This window comes from Chloroflexus sp. (assembly GCF_034432675.1).
Taxonomy (GTDB): Bacteria; Chloroflexota; Chloroflexia; order Chloroflexales; family Chloroflexaceae; genus Chloroflexus.
On record NZ_DAOUBI010000220.1, the window covers coordinates 1 to 19,690 of the forward strand.

The window sequence follows — 19,690 nt, forward strand, 5'->3', positions numbered from 1 at the left end:
AGTTCGAGAGATCAATTTCAAGCCGGTGCTGGCAGGGCCGGTGTATGGCGCGTTGCAGGACGAAGAATTGTTCAAACAAGTGAGCATAGACGCAGAGGTACACACATTGGTGTGGCCAAATGGGGTAGATGTTGACCCAGAGACGTTGCATGAGTGGCCGACGTATGCGGATGAGATGAAGCGAATGGCAGAACGCTGGGCGACAACAATGGCGAAGGTTGGGTAGTCACCCAACACTGGCTACAACGGATAGCTCCACTCGTGCCGCTGAAGCACGCGCCGTCAGGCGGGCAAGAGCAAGGTGTGGAACGTATCTCATAACGCAAGTTGCCATCTATGCTGTGAGCAGGTTATGGCGGCTGACTGCCAGGATGCACAGCACGACGTTGCCCGCAACACCGTGTGGCGTAACCGTATAACGATGTGGGGAGTAGCCAATTCCTATGGACGCGCTCCATCACGCCTCACGCTAGCCACCCGGGTTATCCGCATTCTTTGTGTCCTCCATGTCTCTGTGGTGACAAAGGGAGCAACCCGGGTTATCCATCAAGATGTGATCTTACCCACCGGTAACCCGCCACTCCTGGACATTCCACGTGAACGGTGCCGTTGGATTGAGCCGCCAGCCGCTCAAACCAGGACGGGCAATCAGCGCATCAATCCGCTGAAAGAGTGGCAACACCGGTACCTCCTGCGTGAAGAGCTGTTGCTGGCGGAGGTAGGCAGCAATCTGCTCATTGGGATCAAGCGCCGTCGTCGCCGCATTAATGGCCTCATTCGCTTCAAAGAAGCACCAACCGGCAAAATTATTTCCCGTCCAGTTGTTTGCTTCACCCGGCACTCCGCTGCAACTCCACAACTCCCAACCCCGCGGATGTGCGCCGGCAATCCAGCCAAACAACGCTAACTGGAACGTTCGCTGGTACAACGGCCCTTCAGTGCTGTACAACTCGCCCGGCGGCAATGGTACGACCTCAATATTCAAACCAACTTGAGCCAGATCATTCGCAATCTGGCTTGCCACCGCTTCGCGTAATGGCGAATTGGCCGTGGTCACCAACGACAGCACAATTGGCAAACCTTCATATTCACGCCAGCTATCACCATCGGTATCAAACAACCCCGCTTCATCGAGTAGACGCCGTGACTCGTCGGGATTGTAAGCATAGCGCGTAATCTGGTCGAGGGACGGTTCACCGAGCTGTCCCGGCAGAATCCAGCTCTCCAACACATTACTCCGCCCGCCGAGGAGCTGTTCAACGAGTGCCGGGCGATTGATGGCATGGGCAATGGCCCGGCGAACCCGAATATCTTGCAGTAATGGCACATCAAGATTGAAATCGAGGTGCTCCCAGATCGTGTTCGGCGAGGTACTGAGCTGAAGTTCTTGTTGATCGGCACGGGCCAGCAATTGCTCGAGCAGAGCCGGTGTTGGCTGCTCAATGAATGCCAGATCTAACCCGCCACCACGCACCAGGTCTACCAACTGACCGGGTTCATTGCGAAAAGCAATAACAATGATATCGAACGGCGCTGCCTCGCCCCAATAGAACGGATTACGAACTAATTCGAGCGTTCCCCCCTCAAAGCTTTTAATCGTGTATGGTCCATACCCCAGCGGACGGCGGACAAATTCACTCTGACCAATCTGCTGTGCATCCAGATCGGCCAACAGATGGCGCGGCAATGGCGTCCAAAAACTGGTGATATACGCCGGATCGGTAACATCAGGGCGCAACACCGCTCGCGTGGTGTATTCGTCGATCTGCTCGTAGCGTTCTGTCATAGCTAGACGACTATTCGCCGCCTGACCGAGATCGATCTGTTGTGCCAGTTCGTAGGCAAATACCGAATCGGCTGCGGTCACCGGTGTCCCATCAGCCCAGCGCAGATTGGGGTTCCAGTGAAACGTCACGCTCACCTGAGTGACATTATCGGTCGTTTCGGTGGGTGTTTCCGAGATTTGTCCCAACGCATCACGAAAGACCGTCACAGTTGCTGTCATTACATCACCATTTGCGAAGTCGGGCAGGCGGGTTAACACGCCGGTTGATTGCAGTTTGAAATCAACTGCCAGCATAGGTGATGGGAAGATCAACTCAGTCAGTGGCGATGTTAAACGCTCATCGGTGGGATTACTGTGATACGGCAGCAGATCGGATGGTTCGGTCACCATCCCGATGCGTAACACCTGTTCTCTTACTACCGTTGGTGTTGATTCTGGAAGCGCCGTACTCACAAGCGGAGTGGGTGTCGGCACGTCGATAACAATCGTGCAGCTCACCAGCACCATCAACGCAAACATGGCGATCAATGATATTATAAAACGCTTCATGGCGTAATCTTTTCTATCGTACCGAGTAACTACCTGCCTTACCACACGTGGGTACGTTCTTGATGAACGAATGCAACGTTGCCGGATGGATACGACTGCACATTAACCGGGGAAAGAGTGCAAGACCTGACGGGCAGATAGCCACTGCTAACGTTATAACCTGTATTTCGATGATACCACTATCTGTTTATCAGGGAAACAGAGAAATGAAGCCGGGTGGCTCAACACGCAAACCAGCGATTTACCGATCGCGTGCTGCCGGAACGCCAGCCGCTGCTGTGGCAGCCTGGACGGCTCGCATAATTGCAGTTGCCAGCACATCAGCCGCAACCGCGCCCAACGTCACCAGCGGCGGTGCTTCATAGACACCCGTCGCCAGCGCAAAAACGGTATCACCATCGAAAGGTGAATGCGCCGGTCGAATCGCCCGTGCCAGACCATCCTGGGCCATTATTGCCAGTCTGGTTGCGGCCGCCTTGTCAAGCCGGGCATCGGTTGCCACAACCGCAATCGTTGTATTCTGTCCGGTGGTATCAGCAAACGAGCGGCGACTCAATCCACTGCGTAGTAGCGCACCGGTACCGACCAGCGATTGATCGGGAGCACGCGCACCAGCAATGATCCGTCCCTGGTCATCTACGACATCACCAAATGCATTCACCACTGCCAGTGCGCCTACCGTTACGCCATCAGCCAGTGTTTCGCTCCAGCTACCAACGCCGCCTCGCATTGCGGTTGCCATGCCACCAACCTTACCGACGGTCGCGCCAATACCGGCACCCACACTCCCCTCTGCAACAGCGGCTTCCGCTGCCATACAGGCCGCATAACCCATCGTAGCGTCCGGCCAGACGTCAGACCGACCAATGCCCAGGTCAAAGATAACTGCCGCCGGCACAATCGGCACCTTCGTCAGGCCAACATCAAAACCGTAGCCGCGTTCGTGGAGCCACGATACAACACCTGTTGCCGCCGCGAGACCAAATGCACTCCCACCTGTTAAAACCACGGCGTGCACCTGTTGCACCAGATTCACCGGATTGAGCAAATCGGTCTCGCGAGTTCCCGGTGCACCACCGCGTACATCAACGCTAGCGGTCGCTCCATCAGGCGTGAGTACAACTGTCACCCCAGTAAGCGCATCCTGGTCGGCAACCTGACCAACCAGGACACCTTGAACAGCCGTGATTGCTGGAATAATCATCGTTGAGTCACCTCTACTGGCGGTGCAACCGTATAAGCCTCAGCCCGTACCGTCGGCGCACTTCCCGTCTGAGAGTGACCACAGTACGGACAAATTCGCCACGTCAGGTCAATAACTTTCTGACATGCACCGCAGCGTCGGCGCAACTGCGTATGGCAGTGCGGGCAAAACAGATAATCTGGCTCAATAGGCCGTTGACACTCCGGACAAACAAACTGTTCTTCGAGATCGCGGCGCAGAAATTCTTCTTCCAACGTCCGCTCATATTTCTCGGCCAGCGTTTGCGGAGGGCGCAGGATCAAATGCAACGGGATGCCCAAAAAAGGCAACAACAACACGATCCCAACCGCCAGCACTTGCACCGAGACATCTTCGGTACGCCGACGAATATCGCGATAGGCCCACAGGACCGATGCTGCCCATAGTAAAACCGCATATGCGCCTAGAAAAATTGCTCCCAGGCGAATAAGCGGTAAGATATTGGCTAAAAACTCTTGTATTGCTTCCATAATATCGCCATTATAGTTTACGTGTCTCGGCGCGTAACACAAACACCGTCGCCCCACCGACCTGCACTTCAAGCGGTGCCGGTGGATAAAATTCACCCGATTCCGCAATTGGTGGCATGGGTGAAACATAGCGGGTACGGGTCGAACAGTACTCCCGAATAATACTGATTACCGGGTTTACCTGCTGATCTTCTACACTAAGTAACAGCGTCACATTGCCCTCGCGCAAAAATCCACCCTGGCTGCTCAGGCGTGTTACCCGATAGCCGTGCTCGGTTAGCGCTTCTACCAGATTTGTTGCGTCTTGAGACTGAACAACAGCAAGAATGAGGCGCATGATCTTCACCCTTATATGCTATGCAATACACGCATCATTGCGCAGCAAGCGGCATCACCTGCGCTAACCGGGCCATCACAACCTGCCAGATCTGTTCGGCCAACTCATCTACCGGTTGTTCGGCATCCAACGCATACCAGCGCACAGGCTCTTGCGCCATCAACTCGTTGAAGCCCTGGGCTACCCGTTGGTAGTACGCCAGATCACGGGCATCGAGTCGATTCCATTCCGGTGGTTGCACACTGCCAGGTTCAATTCGTTCACGATTGGCGCGTTTACGCTGCAAACCGACTTCAACATCAATTCGCAAATATAGAGTCAGGTCGGGTTTCAAACCACCGGTAGCAATATCGGTAATCGTCCGTAACTCTTCAAGATCGCGACCCAGACCGTACCCCTGATAGGCAAACGTCGAGTCAGCGTAGCGATCACACACCACGATACCACCGGTTGCCAGGTATGGCCGGATCAACTCGCTCACCAATTGGGCCCGGGCTGCCGAGAACAGCAGTATCTCGGTTGTTGGTGCCATCTCGGTATGGCGGAGATCCACCAGAATGCGCCGAATCAATTCACTGATGCGAGTCCCACCCGGCTCACGAGTCAAAATGGTAGGGTAGCCGATAGACTGCAATCGCTCATACAATCGACGAGCCTGTGTGCTTTTCCCGGCTCCTTCCGGCCCTTCAAATGTGATAAAGAACCCTTGTTTCATGAAATCGCTACCAGCAATGACGGTTTAACCTTCGTTAAGGATAGCCGATCTTCAGCAATCTGTCGATCTGCTACCGGAAGATCTTCACCCGTCGGTTAGGATCATCACCCCGACTCTCCGAGCGCAGATTATACCGATCAGCCATCTGATGTTGCAAGCGGCGAATATAGCTGCTGCGCGGCGTTAACTCTACGGCGTTCCGCTCACCATTTATCACCTGCGTAATCGCCTGCTCAGTTTCCAGCAACGCCTCTTCAACCACCGAATCGTTGCCCAAGGGCGCCGGTTCATCGTCAACCAGCTCGCGTAACTGGAAGACCTGGGCGAGCTGTCGTTCCATCTGGGTAATCGTATTGTTACGCAACACATAGACCGGCACACCCTGCTCTTCCGCCTGCCGCAACTGCTGCGAGCTTTGCCGGTAGTAGTTTTTCAACGTCATGACCAGGGTAGCCTCTTTCAAATCACGCACAATCACCGCCGGCACCCGCAGACGTTCAATCGCACTCTGCAACCGGTTACGACTGACGCCGAATGGAAAGATGCGCTGTGGTGGCATTGTGAGAGTGGATGAATTGGAGCCATTGCGATCACGTAAGCGGGGGCCACTACCACCCATCTGGCCTTGTTCACGGCCACCACGACTGCGCCGCAGACCAAACGCCGGGGCATCAATCGGTGCCCGTCGCACCGGTTCCCGGTGAACCACACCGTTTGCATCACGGAAGCGCTGTTCGCAGGGAGGGTCTTCACCGCGCAAAATCGCATCGACGGCTGCCGCAACATCGGGATAGACCATCACCCTATCCCAGGACTGAATCTCAACCAGAATGCTGAAGGTCGGTGGAGCCTTCCGCTCTAACACCGTCTTCTGCGTGCCACGGCGCCGAGCCTCTTCATCACCCAGGGTCACTGCTTGAATACCACCGACCAGGTCGGACAGCGTTGGATTGACCATAAGATTATCAAGTGTATTCCCGTGCGCTGTCCCGACCAACTGAACGCCGCGCTCAGCGATAGTACGGGCCGCTGCCGCTTCCAGCTCAGTACCAATCTCATCAATCACAATCACTTCCGGCATGTGATTTTCGACCGCCTCGATCATCACGTTATGCTGCTCGGCAGGTCGTGGTACCTGCATACGGCGGGCGCGCCCAATACCGGGATGGGGAATATCACCATCACCGGCAATCTCATTTGAGGTGTCCACAATCACTACCCGCTTCCGCAGTTCATCACCCAGGGCACGCGCCGTCTCGCGTAACAGGGTTGTCTTGCCGGTACCTGGTTTCCCTAACAGCAGAATACTCTGACCAGTCTCGACCAGATCACGAATAATATCAACCGTTCCATACACCGCCCGCCCAACGCGGCAGGTTAGACCAATCACCACCCCACGGCGGTTGCGAATCCCAGAGATGCGGTGCAGAGTACGCGGAATACCTGCGCGATTATCTTCACCAAACTCACCAATACGCTCGATCACATATTGGATGTCTTCAGACGTCACTTCACGATCACTCAGGAACAGCTCGTGACCGCGATACCGGGCTTCTGGCAAGCGTCCCAAATCCATCACGATTTCGAGCAAATTATCCTGATCATTTGCCTTCCGAATTGCCTCGCTAATCGCCGGCGGCAGCGTTGCTAACAAGAGCTGAATATCATTGCTCGTATCCGTTACAGCCATACCTACTTAGCACTCCTCCCGTGCAGTTGGTGGCAACACATACCGACGCACTGACACTCTCGGCTCCAACCCAACCTCTAGCGATGGTGCCAGTACCGCTCGACGGATTGGCATCACCATATGTTTCACCAGTAAGGTCTGCTCGCCAACCGGTTGAAAGCCGAGGCGCATTGCCGGTTCAAACAATTCTTGTTGATACTCGCGCAGCAAGAGATAGACCGGACGGCTATCGCTGAGCTGCGCCAGTCCAAACCGCAAGACATCTACTGCCTGCTCACGTTCATCAGGCCGGATGATCAACGAAAAGACGTGGCCATTCGGCCCACTAAGCAGACACAAATAAGCCACCAGATCATCATCAGGGCCGAGCACCCATGCCTGACGACGTACCAGGGAATAGGCCTCATGCAGCGTCCAGTGACGGGCATTGTACACTTCCGCCTGCTGGACGAGATGCGGTGTTGCCATACCGTAGAGTTTATGTATCGCCCAGTGGTCTCGACGTGCCTGCATACGCATAGGAGCCAGGCGCGTACCCTGATCCCAATCCGGGCCAGAGAGATGAAAGAGATGACGATGGGTGTAGGCCTGGAAGCCAACCTGACGGAAGATTTCCCGCAATTCGTTGTGCTGACAGGGTAGCGCTGCGTAGAGGCGCTGCACCGAGTGGTGCGCAGCATTCGCGCACAACTGGTGCAGCAGATGGAACCAAAGCTCGTAATCACTGGGAGTATGTTCGCTCCGGGTTCCGTTGGTCGCCAGATAGATCACATCTTGTTCTGGCCGGCCACGACGGCCCATCGCCTGTGCCAGGGCAAACCCACCACTTTCAGCCAGCACCAGGGTTGTTCGTTCCCGATGATTGCCGGCCAGCATGCTTTGCAGAGCAAACCAGAGCGGCCGATGGCTATACGCCAGCAGTCGTTCGGTGTAGAGCACCTGTTGATAGCGAGGTTTACGCCGCAGCAACCAGAGATCACCCGGCGTTACAGTTCGAATCATAATTCCAGAAAGAGCCGGTGAACCCGATCATCATCGGTCAGCTCGGGATGGAACGTAGTCGCCAGCAAGCGACCCTGCCGGGCAGCCACCACGCTGCCGTCCTCCAGCCAGCCAACCGCCTCGCACCCCGACTCCACGCTGATAATACGCGGTGCCCGAATGAAGACACCTTGCAATGGATTCTCACCGATAATCGGCATTGTAATCGGTGCCTCGAAGCTGTCGAGCTGACTACCGTAAGCATTTCGCTGAATGGTCAGATTCATCAGGCTCAACGTAGGCTGACCGCCCTGTTTCTGATCGGTAACGACACTGGCAAGCAAAATTGCTCCAGCGCATGTTCCCCAGATCGCCAGATCACGACCGGCACGTGCCCGTATTAGTTCCAGCATCTGATAGATCGTCAGCAGCCGACCTATCGTTGTGCTTTCGCCACCGGGAATAATCAACCGTTCGACCTGTTCAAGCTGACGTGGCAGACGCACCTCAATCGGTTCAACCCCGATTCGGCGTAGCACTGCACAATGTTCACGAAAATCGCCCTGTAGGGCTAACACACCAACTGTCATACCTCATTCTATGCGGACGAGGGTGACCCCGTCCGCCCCCTCATTACCAGCCGCGGCGAGCCATCAACTGATCGGCTGGAATCTGATCGATGTTGATACCAACCATTGCCTCACCAAGGCCCTTGCTCACCTCGGCAATAATCTCCGGGTCATTGTAGTGGGTTGTTGCCTCAACAATGGCCCGTGCCCGCTTGACCGGATCGCCACTCTTGAAGATACCCGAACCAACGAAGATTCCATCAACGCCAAGCTGCATCAGGAGCGCAGCATCAGCCGGGGTAGCAATACCACCGGCGGCAAAGTTGACGACCGGCAATTTACCTTCAGTCGCCACCTGCTTTACCAGCTCATAGGGAGCCTGGATCTGCTTGGCGTAGGTGAACAATTCATCTTCATTCATCGACTGCAAGCGCCGAATCTCGCTGTACACCGCACGGGCGTGCCGCACAGCCTCGACCACATTACCGGTACCGGCTTCACCTTTCGTGCGCAGCATTGCCGCACCCTCGGCGACACGGCGCAGCGCTTCACCAAGATTACGACAACCGCAGACAAACGGCACACGGAACTTATGTTTATTAATGTGATGCTCTTCGTCGGCAGGAGTCAATACTTCGCTTTCGTCAATATAATCAACGCCAATCGCTTCCAATACCTGCGCTTCAACGAAGTGACCAATCCGTGCTTTTGCCATCACCGGAATGGTTACCGCCTGCTTGATCGCCAGGATCAGCTCTGGATCGCTCATACGGGCCACGCCACCCTGAGCGCGAATGTCAGCCGGTACCCGTTCCAGCGCCATCACTGCCACTGCCCCGGCCTCTTCAGCAATTCGCGCCTGCTCTGGAGTGACAACATCCATGATGACGCCACCTTTCAGCATCTGCGCCAGCCCAACTTTCGTCGTCCATGTCGATTTTTCCATATTGCCTCGCTCTAAAATATCAGGTGACGCTGGTAAATCTCGTCATAATATTGTACCACGCTGTACCGGTGAGGGCAATGCATCGCAAGGCGGAACGCAGGATAGCGCATCAGCAGGCCAATCATCCGCGACCACAAGCAACGTCAACCAGATCACGAGACGGCTACAGATCACCGTATCCGACGAGGAGCACAGTCATTGTGCGGAGTTCGGGCAGCTATGCCGGGGAGGAGAGCACCTCGTTGTGCGCTCCTGACGCGCGTAATTACCAGGTCTTGCCAACAACTTTCGCGATGGCTCGCATTTGGGGCACCAGGCCCATGAAGTTCTCTGGGTTCAATGACTGGCCGCCATCCGACTTTGCCCGATCAGGATCGGGGTGAACTTCAATGATCACGCCATCAGCACCGGCGGCAATTGCAGCCAGGGTTAATGGTGGAACCAGATACCACTTCCCGGTACCGTGACTCGGATCAACAATTACCGGTAGATGTGAGCGCTTCCGGGCCACAGCTACTGCATTCAGATCGAGCGTATTGCGAGTCGCCGTCTCGAACGTGCGGATTCCGCGCTCACACAGAATCACATTTGGATTACCCTGGGCAATAATGTACTCAGCCGACAACAACCACTCTTCAATCGTAGCCGATAAACCGCGCTTGAGCAGCACCGGCATGCCGGTACGCCCGACCTCTTCCAGCAACTGGTAATTCTGCATGTTGCGGGCGCCGATCTGCAAGACATCGGCATATCGGACAACCAGATCAACGTCAGCCGGAGTCATTACTTCGGTCACAATCGGCAATCCCGTCTCGGCACGTGCCTGCGCCAGCAACTGTAAACCAACCTCACCCAGGCCACGGAAACTGTAAGGCGATGAGCGAGGCTTGAACGCACCACCGCGTAACATGTTCGCCCCAGCCTCGCGTACCGCACGGGCGGTCGCCATAATCTGCTCGTCACTCTCAACCGAGCACGGGCCGGCAATAATCGCCAGGTGCCCACCGCCAACCTTTACATCACCAACCGTTACCACCGTATCGCTGGGCTTTACCTCACGGGATACCAGCTTGTAGGGTTGCGTGATGCGCAGGGTCTCCTTCACACCGGCAAAGTGTTCTAGCTCTTCCCGCAAGGTTGGCGGGATCGCTGCCCCCACCACCGCGATCACCGTGCGCTCCTCGCCAACGGTCAGGTGGCCGCGCAAATTGTGTTCGCGCAGCCGGTTTAACACCGCTTCAATCTGTCCAGGGGTTGAGTCGGTTTGCATGACGACAATCATGGAACGATCCTCCTCAGGCATACAAGAACAAGCATCGGTAGACAAAACGGGCACAACACGCAACGCTGCGTGTCCGGCAGGGTCTTGACGACGACTCATAGCAACTCCTCCGGTGAAAGTGGTGTCACCACGCGAAAGGCGTTCATCGCAGCAGCCCGTTCGGGTCGCAGACCACGGGCACCGCGAATGTACACATGGACGACTTCGTCGGCGCGTTTGGTGGTATTCCAGTGGATTAAGACACGAATACAACGGGGCAAACTACCTGGCACAGCCATTTCGTGACCACAGAGAAGGGCAGTATCTACCCAGCCAATTGCGCGGGCTGCCACAGCGGGAAATTCGGCATTCAGGTCGGGAGTCGTCGTAAAAATGGCACTGGCGATGTCTTCCGGCTTAATGTCGTTGGCTTCGATCAACAATGTGAGCAATTCGTGCGTTGCGGACAGAATAGCTTCGCGTGTGTTCTCGCTACAGGTCGTCGCCCCTCGTACTCCACGACAACGAACGTCCATCGGCTCTCCTCCCTGGGCAACAACAGAAGGGGCGCGAGGTTTTTCGCCTCGCGCCCCTTTGTGATTGCTCTATGCTATCGTCTATCTCCAGGAAATGCGAAGCGACCAGTCCGGTTTTCGGCTGGTAAAGTAGAAAAAGTAGGTATAAAAGCGCGAACCGACCATGAGATCGCTTCCTTGACTATCTACTCGCTTCGACGAGGCAACTATACCACAGCCGCAATGTTCCGTCAAGCACGTTCATGAACCGAGCAGCTCTTCCGCTTCGATAATCGCCTGCGCAATATCCTTCATCTTCGTGCGTTTATCACGGGCACGCTGACGTAAACGTTCATACGCATCGCGTTCGCTCAGACCGAGACGTTGCATTAAGATACCTTTTGCCCGCTCGATCAGTTTACGTGCTTCAAGTGCCTCTTGCAGTTCGAGATTTTCGTTCCGCAGATTCTGGATTTCACGATGACGGGCCAGCGCAATCGTGATGGCCGGTGGCAATTCCTGCTCGTTCACCGGCTTCACCAGGTATGCCAGCGCCCCCGCCGCCTCTGCCCGCCGGATGGTCTCTTTGTCGGCGAACGCCGTTAACATCACCACCGGAATACCGGTTTGATCCCGGATCCGGGCAGTTGCCTCGGTGCCGTCCATCTCCGGCATCCGAATGTCCATAATCACCAGGTCTGGTTTCAGGCGTGATGCCAGCATCACTGCCTCGGTGCCAGTCCGGGCAATCCCAACTACCTCGTACCCCAACCCCTTCAGTTGGTCTTCCAACGTGAGCGACACGAGATCATTATCCTCGGCAATCAGGATGCGAATCGCGGCCACGGCTGCCTCCCGCTGCAAGCTATCCAAAAGTGATGACTAAGATCATACCACAACATGCCCGATGGTGTGATACAATTTAAGCGAACGACGAAGTGTTTGCGTATGCAACTGACGCTACAGGAGCGGCAGCCGTACACACCGCCAACGTGAGCAGGGTGAGGAGAGCGTGATGCGCTACGATATCACGAATATTGCAATCGAAGACTATCTGCACGACCTGATGCCGCCACGCGATGAGGTGTTGGCTAATCTTGAAGCACGTGCCAGACAGCAAGGTTTATCGCTGGTTGGGCCGGTACAGGGGCAATTTCTTTACCTGCAAGCGCTGATGATGAACGCCCGTCATGCGCTGGAGGTTGGTATTACCACCGGGTACGCCGCCATTTACATTATGAAGGCACTTCGTCAGACCGGTGGCAAGATGACCGCTATCGAACGGAATCCTGAGCGGGTTAAACTGGCTAGTGAGGTGATCGAAGCCGCCGGTATGCGCGATTTGATTACCATTCATCTTGGCGAATGGCGCGAGCTGTTGCCGTCGCTCCGTCAAGAGTTCGATCTCATTTTCCTCGACATTCTCCGCAATTCGTCGAACGATGAACAGGCCCTGCAGGCGCTTGAGTTGTGTGTATCATTGCTTAGTCCAGGTGGTGTCTTGATCGCAGACAATGTCTTGTGCAGCGCTCAGGTGCTCGAAGAAGACGCCTCTCCGCTGGTACGTGGCATTCAACGTTTCAACCGCGCAATTATGGAACACCCGCTGTTGGAGTCGGTGATTATTCCATTGCGCGACGGTGTGTCGATTAGTCGCAAGAGGAAGTAATGATTGACCCATGCGCTGCTTAATTCACTAACCGATTACCGGTCGTTGTTGTTGGCTAAGGAAAGAGTGTGTTCGATCTGACCTGGCGCACAGCCAGGTATACCAACAACGATTGGTAATCACTTTTTTCTTTCTTCACCGTCAGTAGTCATTGTTTTCCGAATAGCCATCAATCGCTGTTACATTCACACCTCTTCAATGAAACGTGCTTGCTGATCTGTGCGGATACATAACTTCCGGTGGGTTTTTATGCCGTCTTCGGAACGACAACACCGTATCGCAGAATGGTCTGCGTTGCGATTACTGGCCCAAACGCTGAACCAAACGCTGAACCTGCGCTCGGCGCTTGACGCAGCACTTATCCATATTCTTGAGTTGACCGGCCAGGAAGCAGGCTGGATCTATCTCCGTGATGAGGGCGATCAGTTTATGCTGGCAGCGCGCCAGCGATTGCCACCGGCCTTGACCTATCCCGGAACGATCTGGCAAGGTGAATGTGTATGCCAGGAAGCCTGTCGTACCGGCCAGATCCGCCAGGAACCGATGCTCATGCCGTGCTCAAGATTGCGTGGTGCTACAGGCGACAAGCGGGGTCTGACCCACCATATTTCGGTGGAGTTGCGTGATGGCTCCCACTCGGTTGGCATTCTTAATCTGGCAACGACGCAATGGGCAAAACTGGAAGCTGTTGATCAGCAGCTCATCGCAGCCATCGGTGATCTGTTAGGTACAGCTATTGCCCGTGCTCACCTCTACGAAGAGTTCAGCGTGCGCCGTGTGCAGGAACGGCGCGCTCTGCTTTCTCTTTCCCAGGAGCTGCTGGTCACGGATGATCTCGAGCCGACAATTCAACGGCTGGTACGGATCGGCGCACGCCTATTGGACGCTGATGCCTGTGCGTTTATCGAAGCCGATGAGGCAGGTGGACGGGCACTTCTGCGAGCGTGTCACGGCTGGGAATTGCCCACCGTTAGCGCCTGGCCGCTGATCCTTGATGAGAACCACCCGCATCTGTGGTATCTCCCGGAGCGAAGCTCACAGCTAGCTGCAGATGCACTGATGCGCTTGCCCGTTTTGCTGCGACGTCAGAGTTTTCACGGTCACCTGCTGGCACCGGTCGAACTTGGTGGTGTGCAAATTGGATTACTCATGGTGAATACCATCAATCCGCGCAGTTTTCTCGACAGCGAAGCCGAGCTGCTTGGGCTGCTCGCCAGCCAGCTGGCTCAGATGATTGATCGTGAACGCCTGTCTCAAGAAGCATTGGCCCGTCAGCGTCTTGAACGGGAACTCGATCTGGCAAGTGAAATCCAGGCCAGTTTCTTGCCCGATGGTTGTCCATTTGTACCCGGCCTCCAGATTGAGGCGTTTTACCAAGCGGCCCGTCAGGTTGGTGGCGACTTCTACGATTTTATTGAGATACCGGCTGCCACACCTGATGGTCAGTCCCGGTTTGGTGTTGTCATCGCTGATGTAACCGATAAAGGCGTGCCGGCTGCCCTCTTCATGGCCCTCTCACGCACGCTCTTGCGCGCCAGCGCCATTGATGGACGTTCGCCGGTTGCTGTCCTGGAGCGAGCCAATCGCCTGATCCTGGCCGACTCGCGCGCAGGATTGTTCGTCACCTGCTTTTATGCGCTCATCGATCCGGCTACCGGTCGCGTTACCTACGCCAACGGCGGTCATAACTATCCACTCCTCTACCGTCAGGCAACCGGTCAGGTCATCCCCCTCGCCGCCCAGGGCATTGTCCTGGGGATTATCCCGGATCCGCACTTTGTACCGGGCGAAATCATGCTTGACCCCGGCGATATTTTGCTGTTCTACACCGATGGCATCACCGAGGCAATGAACCCACAACGCGACCTTTTCGGCGATGAACGGTTAGCAACAGTCTTGCGCGCCTCTCATCAGTATGCACCAGGCAACATCGTTGATGCTGTACTTGCCGCAGTGCGTGAATTTGCCGGCGATACGCCCCAAACCGATGATATGACTATGGTCGTAATCAAGCGCGTGTGATTACCTGCCAGTCCTGCCTGACTTGCACAGATCCGAACAGCCCATTATAATAAGCGATGACATGACGCGGCACGGGGAGATGACGGAGTGGTTGAACGTGCCCGTCTCGAAAACGGGTAGGGCCTCATAAGCCCTCGTGAGTTCGAATCTCACTCTCCCCGCCAACATACCAGCGCCCGACCTGTTCCCAGGTTGGGCGCACGATTCTTAAGGTGATGTATGACACCGATCGAGCAACGGCTGCGCGAACAGTTAGAGGAACAGATTCGCCTGAACGAGTGGCTCTACGAGCAGCTTGAGCGACAACGGGCGCTCAATGCCGAATTGCGCCGGGCAGTTGCCGATCTGGCTCGCGCATTTCAAGAATCGCTCGCCTCAGCAGTTGAAGCTGGCGAGGCAGGTGATCTGGCCGCAGTACGACGCCTGACAAGAGCCAATCAACAACACTGGCAGCATTACCTCCAGCAAATTGTGGCTGCTGCCAATCGGCTCACGACCAATGATGCGGATAAGGGATAATGTGTGATAATTGGGAAATAGGAGATTAGGAGAGAGGAAGGTGCGCCGAGCACCACCATCAGTGGATCAGGGGTGATTGCCAGCCCAGCCTAGAGCAGACTGTAATCCCAAACGCGAGTCAGGAACAGGATCGAGCTAAAGAATATCGCCATGAATGCGCTGCCAAAAAGCACATTCGCCAGGTTCGCCAGCCGAAAGCTGGGCTTGGCTCAGATCGTCCGTACCCGCTAGCAGCGTAGCAGGCCAAAGTAAAGGCATGCTAACGTAACACTTCTCCCCGCAACCTCCTCACCTCGTCCCGTGCATGCTTGTGGATCATGCCACACAGGGCATTGATGTTGCGCCAATGGAGGTTGACAATCGTCTCGGTAATCCCCGGCATCCTCGCAATGGAGATCTCGGCACGACGAAGTGGACGACGATGGCCGGCGGAAGTCCGGCCGGTTAGCTGTCTCAGCAGTGTTCGGTGGCGAGAAGGGTAGCGTCAGCTCGTCCAGGACGATAGCGCTGAGGATCCCAGCCGGCGTGAGCTGAGAGCCAGCTGGTAGACGAGTATCCGGTAGCCTGATTGGATGCTGTGCGGAGACGTTCACATTGAGGTACGGCTATATGAAGCTCGTTACAATCAATCATACGAGAGCGCGTGTGATATTTTAGACACGACCCGTGTACGCATGAAGAAGTGGCGGCGTAGGTTTCTTCAGGGTTGTTGATCACTCGATACAAGGCCCGTGTGCCTTATTCTTAAACCAGGAAAGGCGCTGCGCAGCTTGCTTGTAGCTGACAAAGCGTCGGTGTGATTCCGAGAAGAACCCGGAAAGTTGGATAACCTTGGATAACTTGGATCACCTCACCGTGTTGAAGCACGTGATAGCACATCGGCCCGATCAGCGCTCCCCTTGCCTGTGGTGATACATGTGTTCGCATGGTATTTGAAGTTTAGACTAAATCAGGCGACAATCAGCCTCTGAAACGGCGTGCGAAAGGGCGATCTGACTTTGCGTCAGATCGCCCTTCGGCGCACCCTCTTGGTTGCTCAAACGACAAGGAGGTATGCCCGTGCAGTGTACCATTTTGGAGGTCTTGCGTCACAACGTTTACCACTGCTGTTTTAGCCATGGTAGGGACGCGCTCTTCGACGTGGCCGACGCGCTCTTGACTGACCCGAGTGCGCACAGCTTCGTCGAGTTGGCGCAAGCCCCCAGCGTTCGGCGGGCCTGGTCGAGCCTCGACGAAGCCCTGGAGGATGGGCGGATCGACCGTAGCGCACTGCTGCGCGAGTTCCTCACCCTGATGCCCACCCGCCTACTGCGTGCGCCTGGTGTTGGGCTTGGATAGCAGCAGCATCCTGCGCCCCGAGCCCCACACCGCCCCCAACCGTACATTGGTGCCTCGCAGCGGGCTTTCTCCTGACGCCACCCCTGTCGGCGCCGGCTGGCAGTTCTTGACCCTGGTTGTCTTGCCCGACCCGGTCAGTAGTTGGCTCTCCATCCTCGATAACCGCCGCGTGCCGAGCAGCAAGACGGTCCGCAGCAGCACGGCCCAGCTCAGCGAGGTACTGGCACACCTGCGCCACCTCCGGCCGCTGCTGGTCTTGGAGCGTGCCTACAGCAACGCACCTTGGATGATGAGCACGCAGCCCCTGAGCATCAACCACTCGTGCGCACTGCGACCAGGTATTGTATCGTCCTCCACCGCCACGCCCTGCCAAGCCTAGCTGGGGCCGCCCACCCCTGGATGGTTCCCGCTTCAAGGGCAGCGATCCGACCACCCATGGCATCCCCGATGCGGACTGGGAGGGTAAAAATGCCCGTGGTCAGCCCGTCCAGGTGACAGCCTGGCGGAACCTGCATCTGGCCCAAGCCCGCCATACCTCGATCACCGTCGTGCGCGTGATCCGTGCCCATGCCCGAGACACCAAACGCGACCCACGGATGTCCTGGTGCTGGTAGCTGGGCGAGGCGTTGCCACCCTTAAGCGAGATCCCGTCGCTGTATGGACGGCGCTTTGGGCAAGAGCATGGCTACCGCTTCCTCAAGCAAGATCTGCTCTGGACCGCGCCACGAGTGCGAAGTCCGAAGCAGTTTGAGCACTGGACGGTTCTGGTCAGCCTGGTGCATAATCACCTCGTCCTGGCGCGACCGTTGGTGGAGGAGCAGCGACGCTCCTAGGAATAGGTCTCCAACCTCACCCGCACGGTCGACACCCACTCCATTCCTGACCGGGACGAGCAGGGACGTCGTTGCTGGCAGCGGCAGACCCCGGCGATGAAGGCTGGCTTGACGGACCACCGCTGGACCATCAAGGAGTTGCTTTCGACCGTTGGTGCCCCTCAACCGCTCAACACGTAAGGGGGAGAAGGCCCAACTTAGGAGGCCGCTTTTATTAGCCATGTTTTGGTGGAGGGGGGTACTATGCCTCTGCATCGTCTGGATTGAACCTGGCTATCCCATTTGTCCCTTCTGCCTCCGTTGTTCATCGCGTTCCCTGATCCCATTGAACATCGGTTCTTCACCCCTGTTTGCGTTTTTACAGGTTGCACAACGCTATGCGCTCACCCGAAGATCTCCTGCGCCTCGTGGATTTGCGCCGTCAGGTCGCGGTCGTAACGGATGGTGATAACGCGGTAGCCGTGACGGGTCAGCTCGGTGCGCAGCTCCTCATCGCGACGGTGCTGCTCCGGTTCATCGTGCACCGTGCCGTTCTATCCGTCCGCACCCAGAGCGGGCGGGGGACGCGGTCGCGGTAGTCGTGTTTGAGCCGACCGCCGGAGTCACGCCATTCCTCCGGCAGTAACGACTCATCCCAGTCGTTCTGCGGCGAGGCCGGCATCAGGTAGCCAGGCCGATAGGATTCGCCCAGTTCAAAGAAGCCCAGCGGGTGGGGGAGGAAGACGTCGTCAGCCTCCAGGACGTGGTAATACTCCTGCCCACATTGGCGGCAGAACTTGAGGGGGAAGAAGAGCCGTGTCTCATCAGCGCGGGGCTGACCCGCCAGGCTCAAGGCACGCCGCTCCGGCGGCTCCAGGGTGGCGAAGAGCGCCCGTCCCTGGCTGATGAACTGGTGCAGTTTGAAGGCGAAGGCACGGCCCTGATCCTCGCGCACCAGTGACCGCCCAGAGCCAGCCAGCGTTGCAGGAGCTGCTGACACGCTGCAACGGGGAGGTTGGTTTCGGCGGCCAGTTTCGCCGCAGCCGCGCTGAGCGTGATGGGGACACGGCGTCGGTAAGCGCCCTCGGCTTCAGGCTCCAGGCCGAAGGTGTGTTCGATCCAGCGCGACAGAGGATGCTGGCGATACGTTTCCAGGTCGGGTGGCGGGGCGGGCAGTGTCCGCAACGCAGCGCCCAGTTCGTCGGGAGGAGGATCGCCCTCGGTAAAGGGGGTCAGGGTCTCTTTGATGATGTCGCTTGCAGTGAACGGGTGACTGAAGAGGCGCATGGCAAAGTCGGCCACGACCTGGCGGCGTTGTGCGGGCGTGACGCTGCGCTCGGCGATCATGGTGGCGGAGGTGCCGATGTGGAGGAGGTTGTCGGCGGCGGCCTCTTTCAAGCGGCGGATGAGCATGGCCACATCAGCACCCTGGCGCCCGCGGTAGGTGTGCAGTTCGTCGAAGACCAGGAACACGATGCCGCTGGCACGGTCGAGAAAGCGCCGGTCTTCGGGGCGGACGAGCATCAGTTCGAGCATCATGTAGTTGTTGAGCAGGATGTGCGGCGGGTGCTGGCGCAGGGCCTGGCGGGCGTCGTCGCGCGTTTCGCCGGTGTAGCGGGCAAAGGTGACCGGGAAGGGCCTACCGTAGCGTCGCTGGTACTCGTCCCGTAGGGTTTCCAGCGCCAGCATCTGCGAGTTGACCAGTGCGTTCATCGGGTAGACGAGCAGCGCCGCGGTGCGGTCGCGGGGAAGACCTTGCCGCAGCAGTACGTCCACGATGGGGATGAAGTAGGTCATGCTTTTGCTGGAGCCGGTACCGCTGGTGACAATGTAACTATGGCCGGCGCGAGCCTTTTCGAGGGCTGCGATTTGATGGCGGTAGAGGGTGAACGGTGCGCCGGCGCTGGTGCGGAAGATACGCGCCGTTTCGGGATGCAGGCGTCCTTGCTGCACCAGTTCGTCCACGTTGGGACCGCGCTCATACGAGGGGCTGACCTGGAGCAGAAAATCGGGCCAGAGGTGGGACTCTTCTTCCAGGGCCTGATCCACGAAAGCGCGGATGCCGTCATCAGCGATGTGGAGGAAGGAGCGCACGAAGGCGCGATAGTCGTTCAGGACGGCGCTGTGCAGGTCGAAGATGGTCATGGAAGCCTCCATTGTGTAATATTCTGTTGCCAAACTGGTTGCCCCACCATGCCACGCCATTGATTGACACCTCGCGCCGAACATGTTTTGCATTGGCGCACAATGTCGGGTAATGGGGTAGGG

Annotated in this window: 20 protein-coding genes and 1 tRNA gene; 7 read left to right on the top strand and 14 right to left on the bottom strand. The window is 56.8% G+C overall.

The features are described 5' to 3' along the window. The coding region (locus VAE55_RS16235) for a DUF2442 domain-containing protein (protein WP_322816776.1) at nucleotides 1–226 on the top strand (226 nt) is incomplete at its 5' end. 333 nt (nucleotides 227–559) lie between these two features. On the opposite strand, the gene VAE55_RS16240 is transcribed toward VAE55_RS16235, so the two are convergent. The 12 genes from VAE55_RS16240 to VAE55_RS16295 form a co-directional block, all read right to left on the bottom strand. Next, entirely contained in the window at nucleotides 560–2,335 is a 1,776-nt protein-coding gene (locus tag VAE55_RS16240) for a peptide ABC transporter substrate-binding protein (RefSeq protein ID WP_322816777.1), read from the bottom strand. Between the two features lie 241 nt (nucleotides 2,336–2,576). After that, nucleotides 2,577–3,539 carry a P1 family peptidase gene (locus VAE55_RS16245; RefSeq protein ID WP_322816778.1) on the bottom strand — a complete coding sequence of 321 codons (963 nt, stop codon included), beginning with the start codon at nucleotides 3,537–3,539 and terminating at the stop codon, nucleotides 2,577–2,579. After that, nucleotides 3,536–4,048 carry a zinc ribbon domain-containing protein gene (locus VAE55_RS16250; protein WP_322816779.1) on the bottom strand — a complete coding sequence of 171 codons (513 nt, stop codon included), beginning with the start codon at nucleotides 4,046–4,048 and terminating at the stop codon, nucleotides 3,536–3,538. The genes VAE55_RS16245 and VAE55_RS16250 overlap by 4 nt, the downstream gene beginning before the upstream one ends. 10 nt (nucleotides 4,049–4,058) lie before the next feature. Further along, nucleotides 4,059–4,385 (bottom strand): cyclic-di-AMP receptor, encoded by a 327-nt coding sequence (locus tag VAE55_RS16255; RefSeq protein ID WP_322816780.1) that lies wholly within the window; start codon nucleotides 4,383–4,385, stop codon nucleotides 4,059–4,061. A gap of 34 nt (nucleotides 4,386–4,419) precedes the next feature. Then, entirely contained in the window at nucleotides 4,420–5,100 is a 681-nt protein-coding gene (tmk, locus tag VAE55_RS16260; protein WP_322816781.1) for a dTMP kinase, read from the bottom strand. Nucleotides 5,101–5,170: 70 nt separating this feature from the next. Continuing rightward, nucleotides 5,171–6,790: a R3H domain-containing nucleic acid-binding protein gene (locus VAE55_RS16265; protein WP_322816782.1), complete on the bottom strand. Its 1,620-nt coding sequence runs from the start codon at nucleotides 6,788–6,790 to the stop codon at nucleotides 5,171–5,173. A gap of 6 nt (nucleotides 6,791–6,796) precedes the next feature. Next, nucleotides 6,797–7,792 carry a hypothetical protein gene (locus tag VAE55_RS16270; protein WP_322816783.1) on the bottom strand — a complete coding sequence of 332 codons (996 nt, stop codon included), beginning with the start codon at nucleotides 7,790–7,792 and terminating at the stop codon, nucleotides 6,797–6,799. Further along, nucleotides 7,789–8,361 (bottom strand): pyridoxal 5'-phosphate synthase glutaminase subunit PdxT, encoded by a 573-nt coding sequence (gene pdxT, locus VAE55_RS16275; protein WP_322816784.1) that lies wholly within the window; start codon nucleotides 8,359–8,361, stop codon nucleotides 7,789–7,791. The genes VAE55_RS16270 and pdxT overlap by 4 nt, the downstream gene beginning before the upstream one ends. Nucleotides 8,362–8,404: 43 nt before the next feature. Further along, the gene (gene pdxS, locus VAE55_RS16280) at nucleotides 8,405–9,286 is read right to left on the bottom strand and encodes a pyridoxal 5'-phosphate synthase lyase subunit PdxS (RefSeq protein ID WP_012258093.1); all 882 of its coding nucleotides are present in this window, start codon (nucleotides 9,284–9,286) and stop codon (nucleotides 8,405–8,407) included. A 265-nt stretch (nucleotides 9,287–9,551) separates the two neighbouring features. Further along, nucleotides 9,552–10,568, bottom strand: a complete 1,017-nt coding sequence (aroF, locus tag VAE55_RS16285) for a 3-deoxy-7-phosphoheptulonate synthase (protein ID WP_322816785.1) — start codon at nucleotides 10,566–10,568, stop codon at nucleotides 9,552–9,554. 95 nt (nucleotides 10,569–10,663) lie between these two features. Continuing rightward, nucleotides 10,664–11,083, bottom strand: a complete 420-nt coding sequence (aroH, locus tag VAE55_RS16290) for a chorismate mutase (protein WP_322816786.1) — start codon at nucleotides 11,081–11,083, stop codon at nucleotides 10,664–10,666. 240 nt (nucleotides 11,084–11,323) lie between these two features. Beyond that, nucleotides 11,324–11,908 (bottom strand): ANTAR domain-containing response regulator, encoded by a 585-nt coding sequence (locus VAE55_RS16295; RefSeq protein WP_012258090.1) that lies wholly within the window; start codon nucleotides 11,906–11,908, stop codon nucleotides 11,324–11,326. Nucleotides 11,909–12,077: 169 nt separating this feature from the next. Here VAE55_RS16295 and VAE55_RS16300 point away from each other — a divergent pair, with 169 nt between their 5' ends. The 6 genes from VAE55_RS16300 to VAE55_RS16325 all read left to right on the top strand — a co-directional run bounded on the left by VAE55_RS16300 (nucleotide 12,078) and on the right by VAE55_RS16325 (nucleotide 16,610). Beyond that, nucleotides 12,078–12,731, top strand: coding sequence for an O-methyltransferase (locus VAE55_RS16300; protein WP_012258089.1), 654 nt, complete (start codon nucleotides 12,078–12,080; stop codon nucleotides 12,729–12,731). A gap of 249 nt (nucleotides 12,732–12,980) precedes the next feature. Then, on the top strand, nucleotides 12,981–14,753 hold the full coding sequence (locus tag VAE55_RS16305) for a GAF domain-containing SpoIIE family protein phosphatase (RefSeq protein WP_322816787.1): 1,773 nt from the start codon (nucleotides 12,981–12,983) through the stop codon (nucleotides 14,751–14,753). Nucleotides 14,754–14,826: 73 nt separating this feature from the next. After that, nucleotides 14,827–14,917, top strand: a tRNA-Ser gene (locus VAE55_RS16310). 55 nt (nucleotides 14,918–14,972) lie between these two features. Then, nucleotides 14,973–15,272, top strand: coding sequence for a DUF2203 domain-containing protein (locus VAE55_RS16315; protein WP_322816788.1), 300 nt, complete (start codon nucleotides 14,973–14,975; stop codon nucleotides 15,270–15,272). Nucleotides 15,273–15,582: 310 nt separating this feature from the next. Beyond that, entirely contained in the window at nucleotides 15,583–15,720 is a 138-nt protein-coding gene (locus VAE55_RS16320; RefSeq protein ID WP_322816789.1) for a hypothetical protein, read from the top strand. A gap of 611 nt (nucleotides 15,721–16,331) precedes the next feature. Then, entirely contained in the window at nucleotides 16,332–16,610 is a 279-nt protein-coding gene (locus VAE55_RS16325) for a hypothetical protein (protein WP_322816790.1), read from the top strand. 1,216 nt (nucleotides 16,611–17,826) lie between these two features. Here VAE55_RS16325 and VAE55_RS16330 read toward each other — a convergent pair. Together VAE55_RS16330 and VAE55_RS16335 are read right to left on the bottom strand one after the other, a co-directional pair. Further along, nucleotides 17,827–17,967 carry a hypothetical protein gene (locus tag VAE55_RS16330; protein ID WP_322816791.1) on the bottom strand — a complete coding sequence of 47 codons (141 nt, stop codon included), beginning with the start codon at nucleotides 17,965–17,967 and terminating at the stop codon, nucleotides 17,827–17,829. 304 nt (nucleotides 17,968–18,271) lie between these two features. Then, nucleotides 18,272–19,567: a DEAD/DEAH box helicase gene (locus tag VAE55_RS16335; protein ID WP_322816792.1), complete on the bottom strand. Its 1,296-nt coding sequence runs from the start codon at nucleotides 19,565–19,567 to the stop codon at nucleotides 18,272–18,274. Nucleotides 19,568–19,690: the final 123 nt, after the last annotated feature.

Excerpts from the sequence above, each read along its gene's own strand:
- VAE55_RS16240 (WP_322816777.1), bottom strand. The coding sequence starts at position 2,335 with ATGAAGCGTTTTATAATATCATTGATCGCCATGTTTGCGTTGATGGTG.
- VAE55_RS16255 (WP_322816780.1), bottom strand. The coding sequence starts at position 4,385 with ATGCGCCTCATTCTTGCTGTTGTTCAGTCTCAAGACGCAACAAATCTG.
- tmk (WP_322816781.1), bottom strand. The coding sequence starts at position 5,100 with ATGAAACAAGGGTTCTTTATCACATTTGAAGGGCCGGAAGGAGCCGGG.
- VAE55_RS16335 (WP_322816792.1), bottom strand. The coding sequence starts at position 19,567 with ATGACCATCTTCGACCTGCACAGCGCCGTCCTGAACGACTATCGCGCC.
- VAE55_RS16265 (WP_322816782.1), bottom strand. The coding sequence starts at position 6,790 with ATGGCTGTAACGGATACGAGCAATGATATTCAGCTCTTGTTAGCAACG.
- VAE55_RS16305 (WP_322816787.1), top strand. The coding sequence starts at position 12,981 with ATGCCGTCTTCGGAACGACAACACCGTATCGCAGAATGGTCTGCGTTG.
- VAE55_RS16250 (WP_322816779.1), bottom strand. The coding sequence starts at position 4,048 with ATGGAAGCAATACAAGAGTTTTTAGCCAATATCTTACCGCTTATTCGC.
- VAE55_RS16270 (WP_322816783.1), bottom strand. The coding sequence starts at position 7,792 with ATGATTCGAACTGTAACGCCGGGTGATCTCTGGTTGCTGCGGCGTAAA.
- pdxS (WP_012258093.1), bottom strand. The coding sequence starts at position 9,286 with ATGGAAAAATCGACATGGACGACGAAAGTTGGGCTGGCGCAGATGCTG.
- pdxT (WP_322816784.1), bottom strand. The coding sequence starts at position 8,361 with ATGACAGTTGGTGTGTTAGCCCTACAGGGCGATTTTCGTGAACATTGT.
- aroF (WP_322816785.1), bottom strand. The coding sequence starts at position 10,568 with ATGATTGTCGTCATGCAAACCGACTCAACCCCTGGACAGATTGAAGCG.
- aroH (WP_322816786.1), bottom strand. The coding sequence starts at position 11,083 with ATGGACGTTCGTTGTCGTGGAGTACGAGGGGCGACGACCTGTAGCGAG.
- VAE55_RS16300 (WP_012258089.1), top strand. The coding sequence starts at position 12,078 with ATGCGCTACGATATCACGAATATTGCAATCGAAGACTATCTGCACGAC.
- VAE55_RS16245 (WP_322816778.1), bottom strand. The coding sequence starts at position 3,539 with ATGATTATTCCAGCAATCACGGCTGTTCAAGGTGTCCTGGTTGGTCAG.
- VAE55_RS16315 (WP_322816788.1), top strand. The coding sequence starts at position 14,973 with ATGACACCGATCGAGCAACGGCTGCGCGAACAGTTAGAGGAACAGATT.